Raw genomic sequence first — 13,935 nt, forward strand, 5'->3', positions numbered from 1 at the left:
CAACCCGCGACTGCCTCGAATTGAACCGCCTCGCCCCCCGGGAGCACGCGCCGCGTCAGTCTCCGGCAATCACCTTCAGCAGCACGTCGAGTTCCACCGGCTTGACCAGATGCACATCGAAGCCCGCGGCGGCGGTCTGATCCCGGTCCGACGCCTGGCCGAAGCCGGTCAATGCCACGTAGCGCGTGCCGGACAGCGCCGGCATGCCGCGCAGCGCGTGGATGACCGCGAAACCGTCCATGCCGGGCATGGCCAGGTCGATCAGCGCCACGTCGGGCCGTACCCGCGCGGCGGCGTGGATGGCTTCCATGCCGTCGTAGGCAATGGTCACTTGGTGGCCCGACATTTCCAGCAGGATCGACATGCTGTCGGCCGCGTCGCGGTTGTCGTCCACCAGCAGTACGCGGCGCCCGTGGCCGCCGCCATGGCCGGGGCCGTCGTCGCTCCGGGGCGTTTCGGCCGCAGGCGCCAGCGGCAGCTGCACGGTGAACGTGGCGCCCAGCCCTGGGCCTTCGCTGGTGGCGGCAATCGATCCGCCATGCATTTCCACCAGCGAGCGGCACAGCGACAGGCCGATGCCCAGCCCGCCCTGCGCGCTGCTGCCGGGCCGGTCTTCCTGCGCGAACAGGTTGAAGATCGATTCCAGCGATTCGCGCGCAATGCCCCGGCCGTGGTCGATGACCTGGATCACCAGCGTGCGGTGGCGCACCGACGCCGAGATGGCGATCTGCGCGCCCGGAGACGAGAATTTCGATGCATTGAGCAGCAGGTTCTGCATGACCTGGCTCAGCCGGGTACGGTCGGCGTACAGCGGCAGCGGCACGGTGTCGGCGGTCACCGTCACGGTCTGCGCCTTGGCCGCCAGGGCCGGATCGGCGGCCTCGATACCCAGGGCGATGATGTCCCGGGCGTCAACGGGCTCCAGCCGCAGGTCGATCTTGCCGGCGGCGATGCGGCCCACGTCGAGCAGGTCGTCCACCAGCCGCGTCAGGTGCGACATCTGACGCTCGACCAGGCCCACGCTCTTCTGCATGGCCTGCGGGTCCTCCGGGCGCATCTGCATGACGGTCAGCGCGTTGCGGATGGGCGCCAGCGGGTTGCGCAGTTCATGGGAAAGTGTCGCCAGGAATTCGTTCATGCGTCGTTCCGATTGCTCCAGTTCCTCCAGCCGCTTGCGCTCGCTCATGTCGCGCGTGATCTTGGCAAAGCCGCGCAGGGCGCGCGTATCGTCGTAGACCGCCGTGATGGTCACGCTGGCCCAGAACAGCGAGCCGTCCTTGCGCACGCGCCAGCCTTCATCCTCCACGCGGCCCTTCTCGCGGGCGATGAGCAGCTCGCGGCCGGGCTTGTCCGCGGCCACGTCGTCGTGCGGGTAGAACACCGAGAAGTGCTTGCCGAGGATTTCGTCGCGGCGATAGCCCTTGATGTACGACGCGCCGGCGTTCCAGCTGATGACATGCCCGGAAGGGTCGAGCATGAAGATCGCGTAGTCCTTGACGCTGTCGACCAGCAGCCGGAGGGTTTCCTCGCTCTGGCGCAGCGCCTCGGCGGTGGCGCGCTGCGCGGTCATGTCGCGCGTGACCTTGCCAAAGCCGGTCAGCTTGCCGTGATCGTCGTACAGGGCGGTGATGATCACGTTGGCCCAGAACTGCGTGCCGTCCTTGCGCACGCGCCAGCCTTCGTCCTCGAAGCGGCCCAGCCGTGCGGCGGCTTCCAGCTCCGTGTCCGGCCAGTGGCGCGCCTTGGCCTCTTCGGTATAGAAGCGCGAAAAATGCTGGCCGATGATTTCGTCGCGGCTATAGCCCTTGATGCGGGCGGCGCCGGCATTCCAGCTCATGACGCGTCCGGTGGCGTCGAGCCGGAAGATGGCGTAGTCGTAGATCGACTCGACCAGGAGGCGGTAGGAGGCGTCGTCGCCGGTGTCGCGGGGCGGCACCGGATCGGGGGCAGAACGGGACATGATCTGGGGGGTCTTGCATGTCTCTGGTTTGATCGTCTGAAAGGATAACCCGAGACAGGCCGTTCGCTCGAAGGCGCGGCAAATGTGTTGCAAATCAGCCGTCTGGGGCATGGACCGAATGCTTCTCACCCTCCAGACGGGTGACGCGCGCCGGCGCCGGCGGGGCCATCGATCGGCTGCCGCGCGTGGGCCGCCAGTCGGATAAAAGCTGACAGACCGGACGCCGCCGTTGGGTTAGACTCGAAAACTTCCTGCCCCGATGTCTCCCGCCGCGCCATGGCAGGCGCCGGAGATCGAGTGCCTGGACCCAAGGAGACGTCCCGCATGTATGCAGAGTCTGCGCTAGACCGCCGTACCCCCGATCACGGCTCCGACCCGGCCGCAGCCGGCTCCGCGTCGGCCGTACCCCCTGCGTTGCCCGAAGCGCCGCCGCGCGACCTGCGCCGTGTCCCCATCCATCCCGATTTCTGGTATCCGCTGGCCTGGTCGCGCGAGGTGAAGGCGGGCCGCGCCCATGGCGTGACATTCGCCGGCGACCCCATCGTGCTGGTGCGCACGGCCACCGGCAAGGTGTTCGCGCTGGAAGACCGCTGCGCGCACCGTCAGGTGCCGCTGCATGCCGGCGTGGTGGACGGCGAGTCGATCCGCTGCTGCTACCACGGCTGGACCTACGACTGCACCGGCCGCTGCATCGACGTGCCGTACCTGGGCAAGGAACGCCTGCCCAACGGCGTGCGCGCGTACCCGTGCCAGGAGCGGGCGGGGCTGATCTTCGTGTTTCCGGGCGATCCGGGGCTGGCCGAGCAGAAACCGCTGCCCGAGTTCGCGTCGGTGTCGGACCCCAAGTACAAGACGCGCCGCCTGGGCCGCGCGGTCAACTGCCACTATTCGTTCATGCACGAGAACCTGATGGACATGAACCATCAGTTCCTGCACCGCAAGCAGATGGGCATGATGCGGGCGCGTTCGCTGGGCCGGCGCCGTGGCGACGACTTTGTCGAGGTGGACTATGTGTTCGAGCGCGAGGGCGGCAAGCAGCCCGTGGGCGAGGCGCTGGTCTTCGGCAAGGACGGCGGCCAGAACAACAAGGACGTGATGACGGTGCGCACCGGCTATCCGTACCAGACGCTGCAGATCCGTTCGGGGTCCGGCACGCTGGTCATGGACCTGTGGATCGTCTACGTGCCGCTGGACGCCGCGCAGCGCACCAATCGCACGTTCGGCATGCTGTCGATCCGCCGGCCGGGCATTCCGCTGCTGCTGGATGCCGCGTGGCCGCTGCTGGTGTGGTTCACCGAGCGGATCTTCAAGGAAGACCGCGAGATCGTGGAGATGGAGCAGGCGGCCCATGACCGCCAGGGCGAGGACTGGAACCACGAGGTGTTTCCGGTCATCAAGGAACTGCGCGATCTGCTGCGCCAGTGCGGCGCCCGCACGGTGATCCCCATCCACCCCGTACCGGCCGGGCCAGGCTGAGCCAAGCCGGGTGTTCCGGGCGCCCGGGGTGCCCCGGGCCGGCCGGAATGCCGGGGCGTCCGGGATACGCGGGCAAAGTCAGGCCTGGATGGCCTGGGACAGCGTCGGATAGTCGGTGTAGCCCTGGGCCGGCTCGCCCGCGCTGCCATACAGCGTGGTCGGGTCCACAGCGTTCAGCGCGGCACGCTGCTTCAGGCGATCCACCAGATCCGGGTTGGCGATATAGGCGCGGCCAAATGCCACCGCGTCGGCGTCGCCACTCGCCAGCACCGCCTGGGCGGCATCCTGGTCGAACCCGTCATTGGCGATGATCGCGCCGCCAAACGCCTGTTTGATCTGCGGCAGCAGCGCACCTTCCCCCTGCGTTTCGCGCACGAACAGGAAGCCCAGCCCACGCTGTCCCAGCGCCTTGGCCACGTAGCCGAACGTTTGCGCCGGCTGGGTCTCGCTCATCGAATGGCTCGGCGAACGCGGGGCCAGGTGCACGCCCACACGGCTGGGGTTCCAGACCGCCGTGACGGCGTCTGCCACTTCCAGCAGGATGCGGGCGCGGTTTTCGACCGATCCGCCATAGGCATCGGTGCGGACATTGCTGCCGTCCTGCAGGAACTGGTCCAGCAGGTAGCCGTTGGCGGCATGGATCGTCACGCCGTCGAAGCCGGCGGCCTTGGCATTGGCCGCGGCACGCCCGAAATCGGCCACGACATCGGCGATTTCCGCCACGGTCAGCGCGCGCGGCACCACGAACGGACGCTGCGGACGCAGCAGGCTGACGTTGCCGCCGGCCGCGATGGCGCTGGGCGCCACCGGCGTGCGGCCATCAAGCAGGCTCGGGTCCGAAATGCGGCCGACGTGCCACAGCTGGGCCACGATTCGGCCGCCGGCACGGTGCACGGCATCGGTCACCTGTTTCCAGCCGGCAACCTGTTCGTCGGACCACAGGCCCGGCACGTTCGGGTAGCCCACGCCATCGGGCGACACGGGCACGCCTTCGGAAATCAGCAGGCCGGCGCTGGCGCGCTGGGCGTAGTACTCGGCCATCAGCGCGTTGGGAACATGTACCGGATCGGCGGCGCGCAGACGCGTCAGCGGCGCCATCACGATACGGTTGGGCAGGTGCAGGTCACCAATCTGGAGCGGATCGAAAAGGGTAGTCATATGCTTATGCGGCTGGGCTATAAGGCTTTCAAAATGAAAGTATCGAAAGCATAGCAGCGCGCGGTAAGATCGCTATCGTTGTTTCCGTACATGTCCGTTGTTCATGCTGGAACAATCACGGGAGGGGGCATGATGCATGTCACGCACGCTGCGCTCAGGCAGGTGAGCCGGCCGCTGATGGTGATGCTGGCGCTACTGATGGGCGCCTGCGCCGGGTTGCCGCAACGACCGCCGCTGGCGCCCGAGATGGCACTGCAGGACACCGGCGACACCATGCTGGCGCGCGGCATGGCGCCCAGGCTGGCGGAACATCCGGGCCAGTCGGCCTTCTATCCGCTGCTGTCCGGTACCGATGCCCTGGCAATGCGGATCGCCCTGGCGCGCACCGCGCAACGCAGTCTCGACGTCCAGTACTACATTTTCGATGCCGACAACACCGGCCTGACGCTGCTGGCCGAGATCATGGCCGCCGCCGACCGGGGCGTGCGGGTGCGGGTGCTGCTGGACGATATCCACCTGGCACGGCAGGACCACGCGCTGTCCGCCGTGGATGCCCATCCCAACGTCGAAGTGCGGGTATTCAACCCGTTCGCCAGTCGCAATGTGCGGCTGTTCGAGTACGTGACCGACTTTCGGCGCATCAACCGCCGCATGCACAACAAGTCACTGACGGCCGACAACCAGCTGACCATCGTGGGGGGGCGCAATATCGGCGACCAGTACTATGGCGCGGCCGACACCGATTTCACCGATCTCGACCTGCTGGCCGCCGGGCCGGTGGTGCCCGAGGTGTCGGCCGTGTTCGACGACTTCTGGAACAGCGAGGCCGTGTATCCGCTATCGGCGATGGCCAAGCCGCTGAGCGGCGACGAGGCGGCCACCCAGCAGCAGAAGCTGCGCACCTACCTGGACGAGCACGCCGTGAACATGCGGGCCACGCCCTACGGGCAGTCTCTGCTGGAAACCGGCATCGTGCAGCTGCTGCGCGACAACAAGCTGCCGGAGTACTGGGGCCAGGCCACCGTGATTGCCGACCGCGCGGCCAAGGTGCTGCTGCCGCCCGAGGACGACTCCACCCACGCGATTCCGAAGCTGGTGAAATTCCTGGAAGGCGCGCAACACGACCTGACGCTGATCTCGCCGTACTTCGTGCCGCCGGACGCCGCCATGACCTGGCTGACCGACATGCAGAAGCGCGGCGTGCAGGTGCGCATCCTGACCAATTCCTACGGCGCCACCGATGTGTCCGCGGTCCATGCCGGCTATGCGCCCAAGCGCAAGGCGCTGCTCAAGGCCGGCGTCATCCTGTACGAGCTGAAACCGACCGCCTATGCCGAGATGGCCAAGCAGAAGCGTCACCGGGGCCCGGGCGGAAGCAGCCGCGCCAGTCTGCACGCCAAGACCTATATGGTCGACCGCCACGAACTGTTTATTGGATCGCTGAACCTGGACCCGCGCTCGGCACGGCTCAACACGGAGATGGGCATCGTCGTCGACAGCAAGGAACTATGCGACATGCTGTCCCAGGGCGTTGACGATGCGATGCTCGACGCGGCGTACCAGGTCGTGCTGAGCGACGACGGAGAATCGCTGCAGTGGGTGACGCGCGAGGGCGGGGTGGTGCGCACCTACACCAGCGAACCGGATATGAACGGGTGGGACAAGTTCAAGCAGGGCGTGCTGCGGCTGCTGCCGGTGGAAGAGCAGCTTTGAACATTTGACGGGGTGGTCGCCGCGCTCCCATGCAGGGGAGCGGGCGGGAGAGTGCAGCGAGAGGCGCTGGGGGCGGGCAAGCCCGCACGCCGATGGCGCCCGTGGACATCAACGATGCAGCAGTTCGCGGAAGCCGGCGATCAGCCGGTGCATGTCGGCCGCCGTCAGCGCGCCCATGGTCGAGATCCGGAACAGTTGCGAAGACAGGCCGCCCTGGCCGGCATAGATGACGAACCCGCGCGCCTTGAGGCCGTCGTGCAGTTGCTCGTACGTGACACCTTGCGGCAGCTTGTACGCGCGCAGCACCACCGACGACTGCGCTGCCGGCCACAGGGCCTCGATGCCCAGCGCCGCCAGCCCGCTGCGCACTTCCTCGGCCAGCGCGGCATAGCGTTGGTGGCGCGCTTGCCAGCCGCCTTCGTCGCTGTGCTCGCGCAGCGCCTCGACCAGCGCATAGAACGCATGGACGGACGGCGTGAACGGCGTGTTGCGCTGGTCCTGCTGCTTCGCGTACCGGGCGATATCGAGGTAGTAGGTGCGGCTCACCGCATGGGCCAGCGCCGCGCGGCGCACGATCACGAAGGCCGCGCCGGGCACGCCGTGCAGGCACTTGTTGGCGGTGGCTGCCACGGCGTCGATATTGCCGCTGAAGTGGATCGCCTCGGCGCCGAAGCTGCTGACCGTATCGGCCAGCAGGCGCACGCCGCGCGCCTGGCACAGCGCATCGATGGCCGGCAGGTCGTTCAGGCGGCCCGTGGTGGTCTCATGATGGATCACGGCCAGGTGGGTGATGGCCTTGTCAGCCGCCAGCGCCGCGTCGATGCGGGCCAGGTCCGGGGCTTCCATCCACTCGTGCTTCACCACCGTGTGCGGGATCTGGTACTGCGTGGCGATCTGCGCGATGCGCTCGCCATAGACGCCGTTCTGCACGATCAGCAGCTTGCCTTGCGCCGGGACCAGCCCGGCGATCATGCCTTCCAGCGCCGCCGTGCCGGAACCGGTCATCAGCACCGCCGTCCAGGCGGCCGGGTCGAGCCCGTAGATGTCCAGCAACCGTTGGCGCGCTTCGTCCTGCAAGTCGAAGAACTCGCTTTCACGGTGGCACAGGTCTGTTTGCAGCAGGCTCTTGCGGACGCGTTCGGACAGCGTTACCGGGCCGGGATTCAGAAGCAGCATGTGTTCTCTCAAGCGGGTTGGAGTCAGGCGTGGCTGGCGTTGCCCTGGTTGGCGCCAATCTGGCGGCCCAGGCGCGTGGACACCTGCACGGGCGTCACCGAGGGGCGCGGCAGGTCGTCCGGCGAGCCGGGGCGCGTCTGCAGGCACACAAAGTTCGGGCCCGCCGTGGCCGTGGCCGCACGGGCCAGCACGGCGTCCAGCATGGCCAGGTTGTCGCCCTCGATGGCCGACGCGTAGCCACACGCCGCCGCCACACCGGCAAACGACACGTTGTGCGACACCGTGGCCTGTCCGCCCGTGGAATCGTGGGCGTTGTTGTCCAGCAGCACGTGCGTCAGGTTGGCCGGGCCATAGGCGCCCAGCGTGGCAAACACACCCATGCGCATCAGCGCGGCGCCGTCGCCATCGACCGCCACCACCTTCAGGTCCGGGCGTGCGAGGGCCAGGCCGAGCGCGAACGGCGTCAGGCAGCCCATCGATCCCACCATGTAAAGCTGGTTTGGCCGGTCGTCCAGCGCGTAAAGCTCGCGGCCGCAAAAGCCGGTCGATGCCAGTACCACGGTCGAATCGACTGGCGTATGGGCAATCACGCGCTGCAGCGCATCCGTGCGGCTCGGCAGCGTGGCGGCGCCGGTGCGGGACACTTCCGGCAGCGCCCTGTCACGTGCGATGGGCCCCTTCTGCGACTTGAGCGGGTAGGGTGCGACGCTGCCCTTCTGCATGATCAGCGCGTACGGGCGGCCCGTGGCGTCCATATGGGCGATGGCCCGATCCAGCGCCGGGCCCACGGCCTGCGGCTCGGTGGGGAACAGCTCCCACGGGATGTCCATCGTGTCGAGCATCTGGGGCGTTACCGGACCCATCAGCGCGTGCTGCGGTTCGTCCGCCGCGCCGCCGGGCTGGCCGCGCCACGTGACGATCAGCAGCTGCGGCAGGCGGAACGTCCAGGTCAGCGACGTCAGCGGGCTCACCGCGTTGCCGAGGCCCGAGTTCTGCATCATCGTGATGCCGCGCACGCCATCGCGCGCCCCCTGCGTCACCCCGGCGATAAACGCCACGGCATCGCCTTCGTTGGCGGCCGACACGTAGTGCAGCGACGGGTCCTGCACCACGTAGTTGATGAACGGCGTCAGGTACGAGCAGGGCACGCCCGCATACCACTCGAAGCCGCGCTCGCGCGCGGCTTCCACGAACTGGACCGCCTCGATCATTGAGCGGCCTCGCCGTTGCCCACCGCGAACGGCGTCTGGCCGTGCGCGAAATCGCCGGCGCGGCGGAAGTCTTCCAGGTCGTTCACGCCACGCCAGTGGCCGTGCACGTACTTGACCTCCACCTGTTCGCCGGCGGCGACCAGCGCGTTGAGCAGGTCGGGCAGGTCCAGCTTGTCGAAGTCCGGGCGCTGGCGCAGTTCGCCCAGCAGCGTCTGCAGGCGAGCGCGGCCTTCGCCACGCACGTTCATCAGGCCGATCCAGCGGCCGTGCGGGGCGTCGCCGGCCGGCACGTCGTCCGAGATCTTCTTGAGCAGCACCTTCTGGCCGAACAGGTCGCGGTCGTCCGATGCCGAGCACCAGGCAAAGTCACGCACGCTCTGGTTGGACGGCGCCGATTCCGACGAATCGATCACCACGCTGAACGGCGCATCGGTGTCCACCAGGTCGCGCAGGATGTAGCTGCGGAACAGCAGGTCGCCATAGGCGATCACGGTGTCGTTCTGCAGCGTGTCGGCGGCGGCCGCCAGCGACGCCAGCTCGCCGGTTTCGGCATAGCGGTCGTTGCGCACCAGGTTGATGCCGGCCGCGTCGATGGCCTCGGCCTTGTAGCCGCCCACCACTGTGATGTCGTTGATGCCCTGGTTCTTGAAGCCGTCCACCAGCCAGCGCAGCAGCGGCTTGCCGGCCACCGGCAGCATGACCTTGGGCTTGTCCTCGGTCAGCGCCTCCAGGCCCTTGCCACGGCCTGCGGCCAGCACCACGGCCGAGCCCGGCGCCTGGCCGCCGGTCAGGTAGATCTTCTCGGCGGCCGAGTATTCGTCGGCATCCTGCAGGCGGAAGATCTCGTTGACGGTGGCGATGCGGTCTTCCACATTGACCAGCGTCTGGTTCTCGTAGATATCCTTCGCCACGGCCTGCATGCCCGATGCGGCCACGCGGATCAGGTGGTTGGCCCAGATGATCAGGCTGATGCCAGCCTTGCGGAACACGTCGGTCGGCGTGCTGTAGTACTTGGTCGGCACGATCACCAGCGGGGCGCGGTTGCCCCATTCGCGGGCGAACGTCACGATCTCGTCGGCCTTCGACAGCTTGCTGTGGATCAGGATGGCGTCCGCGCCAGCCTGGCGGTAGGCCTCGGCGCGGCGCAGCGCTTCTTCCATGCCCCAGCCCGCGATCAGGGCCTCCACGCGGGCCACGATCGAGAAGTTGTCGTCGGCCTGCGAATCCTTGCCGGCCTTGATCTTGCCGCAGAACTCGTCAATATCGGCCAGCGGCTGCTGCTCGCCGCCGATGAAGCTGTTTGTCTTCGGGAAGATCTTGTCCTCGATGCAGACGCCGGCAATGCCGCGCTGCTCCAGCTTGCGTACCAGGCGGCGCACGTTGTTGAAGTTGCCGTAGCCGGTGTCGCCATCCAGCAGGATGGGCAGGTCGCTGGCGTCGGCCATGAACTCCAGGTTGTCCACCACCTGGGTCCAGCTGGCCTCGTTGTTGTCGCGCACGCCGAACTGGGCCGAAATGGCCAGGCCGGACGCCCAGATGCCCTTGAAGCCGGCCTCGCGCACGATGCGTGCGGACAGGCCGTTATGGGCTTCCATGATGAATTCGAGCTCGTTCGAGAGCAGCATCTGGCGCAGTCGCGCGGCGCGCGACAGGGGCACCGAAGTTCCGGAGTTGGCGAGCAGGTTCGGGTCGATGGCGTTCATTGGGCGATTCCTACAGGCAGAAGTTGGGGCAGGACTTCAACGGCTGCGCGCGAGACGTCGCCGGGAAAATCGATTTCGATCCACGGGGCGCCGGTCACGTCGGCAGTGTCGAATACGTGGGACTGTTCCAGCAGCAGGTCGCGCACGGCTTCCTCGTGCGGCATGTTGGCGCGGCCCGAGTCGACGTAGCCCTTGACGATGTCGGCCAGGCGGCGCGCGCAGTCTTCCTTGAAGCGGAAGAAGCCGACCGACTCGCCGATGGTGTCGTACTGCAGGTCGGCCATGAGCTGCTTGCGCAGTTCCACGGGCACGCCGTCCTTCAGGCACAGCTTCACGGGCTCGTCGCCGGCTTCGAAGTCGCGGTCGATCAGCAGGCGGTTCACGGTGTCGCCGGCCACCAGCTTGGCCATGATGCGCTCGTCGTAGAGCACGTCGGCGTCCATCAGCAGCACGTCGTCGCCGCGCGTCATGGCGTCGGCCACGGTATGCACGGTCAGCACGCTGCCCAGGTCGTAGCGCGTGTTGATCACGATTTCGAGGTCGCGGCCGATTCGGGCCAGCTCTTCCTTGACCTGGTCCGGCTCGAAGCCGAGCGCCAGCACCACTTCGGTCACGCCGGCCGCATCGAGCAGGCGCAGGTGACGTTCGAGCAGCGTGAGCCCGTCAAAGCGCAACAGGCATTTCGGGAACTGCTTGCCCGGCTGTTGCTGAAGTCGCAGGCCAAGGCCCGCGGCAAGAATGATTGCTCGCATCACGTTGTTCTCATGAGAAATGAATGTGGCCGCGCTAGCCTCGATCCGCCGCCAGGGCGTGCGCGGCGCGACGGCGCTGGAACTTCCGTTCGCTGAAATGCAGATACACCAGTCCGGGAATGCCGAGCACCAGCTCGCGCACGCGCTTGGCCAGCGACAGCGCCAGCGCGGCGTCGGGCGGCAGGCCCACCAGCGGCGCCAGCAGCAGGTAGCCGCCTTCCTGCGCACCGAGCGACCCCGGAATGGCAAACGCGGCACCCCGGATGGCCTGGCCCACGCTTTCGAGCAGCAACGCCTCGTGCCAGTCCACCGGATGCCCCAGGAAATAAAGAATCAGCCAGACCTCGCCGGTGCCGGCGATCCAGCCCAGCAGGTTAAGCCCGAAGCTGGCCGCAACCTTCTTGCGGTCGCGATACAGTTCCCGAATCGCACTGTCCACGGCGTCTGCACGCAGGGCCAGCCCGGCCCAGCGGCCCGGCCTGGCGTCGCTGCCGTCGCTGCCGTCGTTGGCTGCGGCTTGCGTCGCATCGGCGCGCTTGCCGAACAGTTTCTGCCCGATGCGCATCATGCGGCCGAACATCCCGCGCCGCTGCAGCACGCAGAACGCCAGCACGCAGGCGCCCAGCACCACGGTCACGGCGATGATCGGGGTACGGTACTCGGACATGTCGCCGTTGGCGCCGAACACGGCAATGCCCAGCAGCGCGAACAGCATCTGCGACAGCGCCTGGGTGGTGGTGCTGACGGTGATGGCGGCCGCCGCGTCGCGCATGCGCGCGCCGCGCTGCGACAGGTAGCGCACCATCAGCACCGGCCCGCCGATCTGGCCGGCCGGCAGCAGGCTGTTGACCGATTCGCCGGTCCAGCGCGCCTTGAGGGCGCTGCAGAACGACCCGTGGCGGGTCTTGCGGTCCATCAGCACGGCAATGGCGCCGGCATCGAGCGCCAGCGGCACCAGATGGAACGCGGCCACCACGGCCAGGCCCCAGCCGGCCGACATCAGCGTGGTGGTCACCGCGCCAAAGCCCTGCCAGGCCAGCAGCCCCACGAACAGCGCCGCGCCTACCGACAGAAAAATGAAAGCTGCACGATTCACGCTGCCAACTACCTCGCTGACTTCCCGCCCAGCAGGCGCCGGAACACCTGGCGGAACCCGAAGTACGCCACGGCGTCCTTCATGTTCGAGATGAAGCGCAGCCACGGGCGCATGCCCGGATCGGTCACATATTCGAAAGTCAGCGACACGCGGATCTCGTTCGGGCCGGCCGGCGTGATGCGGTGGCGCAGCTTGTCGCCGTCGAACAGCACGATGCCGCCCGGCGGAATCTGCACCGAGCCCGGTTCGTCCGCGATGTCGGGGTTGCGCGTGTGGAGTTCGTAGTCGAGCCGGCAGGTCGATTCGTCCAGCACGCCGATCAGCAACGTGTAGCGCCGGCCGTCGTAATAGGACGTGTCGTAGTGCCAGCCGATGTGGTCGCCCTGGCGCGTGTAGTAATAGAGCGCGTAGGCGTGCGGATCGGTTTCCGGGCAGACCTGGAGCTTGTCGCCGGTCACGGCTTCCAGCCAGCCGATCAGCGCCTTCGAGCGATACAGCTCGGCAATGAACGGGGCCTTTTCGTCGATCGTGTGGCGGCTGACGCTGCCGCCCTGCTTGTGGCCGGGCAGGTAGTTGCGGTTCAGGCCGGACTGCAGCGCGCGGGCCAGCGTCACCAGCTGGGCGGTCTCGTCCGGGCCCAGGAACTTGTCCAGGTACAGGAACGCGCCCTGGCGGTCGAAGTCCTGGCGCAGGGCGGGGGTGTCCAGTTGCGACACCACGCTGGCCACGGCGGCGTCCGGGCGGCGCGTGGCCGGACGTCCGGCCACGGGTTCGGCTTCGCGCGCCAACTGCGGGGCGATGGCGATGTCGCCGGTAACTTGCTCTGGCATGGGCTGCCTCAGTGTTCGGTGGAGGTTGCGACTGGCTGGGGGCGCCGCATGACTCGCCAGTAATCGATGATGACCAACAGGGCAAAAAGCGGGGCGCCGATCGAGGCGGCGGTCAGGAAAGGACCGATACCGTCCGTCAGCGTCACCAGCGGCAGCAGGTACAGCACGTCTTCGGTCTCGAATCCGCCCGCCGATGCCTGTTTGGTTCCACTTTTGCCAACCCGCGATTCTATACGCATGCGCAGGAAGAAGATCAGCGCCACGGCAAGGCCCGCGATCGTGCCGCGCAGCACCGGCCCGAAAACCTCCGGCGTGCCGCCGGGCGCGGTCGTATTGGCCACGGCCATGCCAAAGCTGACAAACAGCAGCACCGTAATCAGCGCATCGCTGGCCAGGTCGTAAAAGTGACCGATCTTGCTCGATTTGCCGCTAATCCGGGCCAACTCACCGTCGGTGTGATCGACGAAGTTGGAAATGACGACGAGCAGTGCGCCCCAGTTGCTCCACGCGTAGCCACCCTGCGCAATGCAGGCGATGCCGGCGACGCCGATCAGCAGCCGCAGCGTGGTCAGGTGGTTCGGGGAGACACGGGTGTTCTTGAGGGGCCGCACCAGATGGCGGGCAAGGCGGGCATCCCAGGTGGACGGCAAGGGCGGTTCATCCGGGTATTTAGGGGATTTCTGGTTCATCCGTCAAAACTGGTCTGGAGGGGCGGCTCCGGCACTTCGGCGCGCCAGGCGATGCGGAACACTACGCCTACGACGCCCGAAAGACAAGTTCACGAGAATACGCCCTTTCCCGCACCCCTGCAGCAGGGGCGGTCAAGGCGACGCCATGACGGGCCCCGGGGCGCACCAACG

At 67.5% G+C, this 13,935-nt stretch carries 11 protein-coding genes; 2 read left to right on the top strand and 9 right to left on the bottom strand.

The window, feature by feature from the left end:
* Positions 1-55: 55 nt before the first annotated feature.
* On the bottom strand, positions 56-1,960 hold the full coding sequence (locus tag AC3G88_RS12350; protein WP_488893415.1) for a PAS domain-containing hybrid sensor histidine kinase/response regulator: 1,905 nt from the start codon (positions 1,958-1,960) through the stop codon (positions 56-58).
* 324 nt (positions 1,961-2,284) lie between these two features.
* Here AC3G88_RS12350 and AC3G88_RS12355 point away from each other — a divergent pair, with 324 nt between their 5' ends.
* Complete coding sequence (locus AC3G88_RS12355) at positions 2,285-3,436, top strand: aromatic ring-hydroxylating oxygenase subunit alpha (RefSeq protein WP_153950131.1); 1,152 nt, start codon at positions 2,285-2,287, stop codon at positions 3,434-3,436.
* 78 nt (positions 3,437-3,514) lie between these two features.
* On the opposite strand, the gene AC3G88_RS12360 is transcribed toward AC3G88_RS12355, so the two are convergent.
* A complete protein-coding gene (locus AC3G88_RS12360; protein WP_488772985.1) occupies positions 3,515-4,594 on the bottom strand; it encodes an alkene reductase in 1,080 nt (359 codons plus the stop codon).
* 129 nt (positions 4,595-4,723) lie between these two features.
* Between AC3G88_RS12360 and AC3G88_RS12365 the strand changes: the two genes are divergently transcribed.
* Positions 4,724-6,307 (top strand): phospholipase D family protein, encoded by a 1,584-nt coding sequence (locus AC3G88_RS12365; protein WP_488893416.1) that lies wholly within the window; start codon positions 4,724-4,726, stop codon positions 6,305-6,307.
* Between the two features lie 108 nt (positions 6,308-6,415).
* Here the strand turns inward: AC3G88_RS12365 and AC3G88_RS12370 are convergent, their stop codons facing one another.
* The 7 genes from AC3G88_RS12370 to AC3G88_RS12400 are packed head-to-tail and all read right to left on the bottom strand — an operon-like array spanning position 6,416 to position 13,764.
* Positions 6,416-7,483 (bottom strand): 2-aminoethylphosphonate aminotransferase, encoded by a 1,068-nt coding sequence (locus AC3G88_RS12370; RefSeq protein ID WP_488893417.1) that lies wholly within the window; start codon positions 7,481-7,483, stop codon positions 6,416-6,418.
* 23 nt (positions 7,484-7,506) lie between these two features.
* Positions 7,507-8,694: a phosphonopyruvate decarboxylase gene (gene aepY, locus AC3G88_RS12375; RefSeq protein WP_488772988.1), complete on the bottom strand. Its 1,188-nt coding sequence runs from the start codon at positions 8,692-8,694 to the stop codon at positions 7,507-7,509.
* Positions 8,691-10,397 (bottom strand): phosphoenolpyruvate mutase, encoded by a 1,707-nt coding sequence (aepX, locus tag AC3G88_RS12380; protein WP_153950136.1) that lies wholly within the window; start codon positions 10,395-10,397, stop codon positions 8,691-8,693. Before aepX ends, aepY begins: the two co-directional genes overlap by 4 nt.
* Positions 10,394-11,149, bottom strand: a complete 756-nt coding sequence (locus AC3G88_RS12385) for a phosphocholine cytidylyltransferase family protein (RefSeq protein ID WP_488772989.1) — start codon at positions 11,147-11,149, stop codon at positions 10,394-10,396. The genes aepX and AC3G88_RS12385 overlap by 4 nt, the downstream gene beginning before the upstream one ends.
* Positions 11,150-11,183: 34 nt before the next feature.
* On the bottom strand, positions 11,184-12,245 hold the full coding sequence (locus AC3G88_RS12390) for a lysylphosphatidylglycerol synthase domain-containing protein (protein WP_488772990.1): 1,062 nt from the start codon (positions 12,243-12,245) through the stop codon (positions 11,184-11,186).
* Positions 12,246-12,253: 8 nt separating this feature from the next.
* Positions 12,254-13,075 carry a HalD/BesD family halogenase gene (locus AC3G88_RS12395; RefSeq protein ID WP_488893418.1) on the bottom strand — a complete coding sequence of 274 codons (822 nt, stop codon included), beginning with the start codon at positions 13,073-13,075 and terminating at the stop codon, positions 12,254-12,256.
* Positions 13,076-13,083: 8 nt separating this feature from the next.
* The gene (locus AC3G88_RS12400) at positions 13,084-13,764 is read right to left on the bottom strand and encodes a CDP-alcohol phosphatidyltransferase family protein (RefSeq protein WP_488772992.1); all 681 of its coding nucleotides are present in this window, start codon (positions 13,762-13,764) and stop codon (positions 13,084-13,086) included.
* Positions 13,765-13,935 lie beyond the last annotated feature (171 nt).

This window comes from Cupriavidus sp. 86D6 (assembly GCF_057815095.1).

What these genes read in the sequence shown, in the direction of transcription:
- AC3G88_RS12350 (WP_488893415.1), bottom strand. Translation starts at nt 1,960, where the DNA reads ATGTCCCGTTCTGCCCCCGATCCGGTGCCGCCCCGCGACACCGGCGAC.
- AC3G88_RS12355 (WP_153950131.1), top strand. Translation starts at nt 2,285, where the DNA reads ATGTATGCAGAGTCTGCGCTAGACCGCCGTACCCCCGATCACGGCTCC.
- AC3G88_RS12360 (WP_488772985.1), bottom strand. Translation starts at nt 4,594, where the DNA reads ATGACTACCCTTTTCGATCCGCTCCAGATTGGTGACCTGCACCTGCCC.
- AC3G88_RS12365 (WP_488893416.1), top strand. Translation starts at nt 4,724, where the DNA reads ATGATGCATGTCACGCACGCTGCGCTCAGGCAGGTGAGCCGGCCGCTG.
- AC3G88_RS12370 (WP_488893417.1), bottom strand. Translation starts at nt 7,483, where the DNA reads ATGCTGCTTCTGAATCCCGGCCCGGTAACGCTGTCCGAACGCGTCCGC.
- aepY (WP_488772988.1), bottom strand. Translation starts at nt 8,694, where the DNA reads ATGATCGAGGCGGTCCAGTTCGTGGAAGCCGCGCGCGAGCGCGGCTTC.
- aepX (WP_153950136.1), bottom strand. Translation starts at nt 10,397, where the DNA reads ATGAACGCCATCGACCCGAACCTGCTCGCCAACTCCGGAACTTCGGTG.
- AC3G88_RS12385 (WP_488772989.1), bottom strand. Translation starts at nt 11,149, where the DNA reads ATGCGAGCAATCATTCTTGCCGCGGGCCTTGGCCTGCGACTTCAGCAA.
- AC3G88_RS12395 (WP_488893418.1), bottom strand. Translation starts at nt 13,075, where the DNA reads ATGCCAGAGCAAGTTACCGGCGACATCGCCATCGCCCCGCAGTTGGCG.
- AC3G88_RS12400 (WP_488772992.1), bottom strand. Translation starts at nt 13,764, where the DNA reads ATGAACCAGAAATCCCCTAAATACCCGGATGAACCGCCCTTGCCGTCC.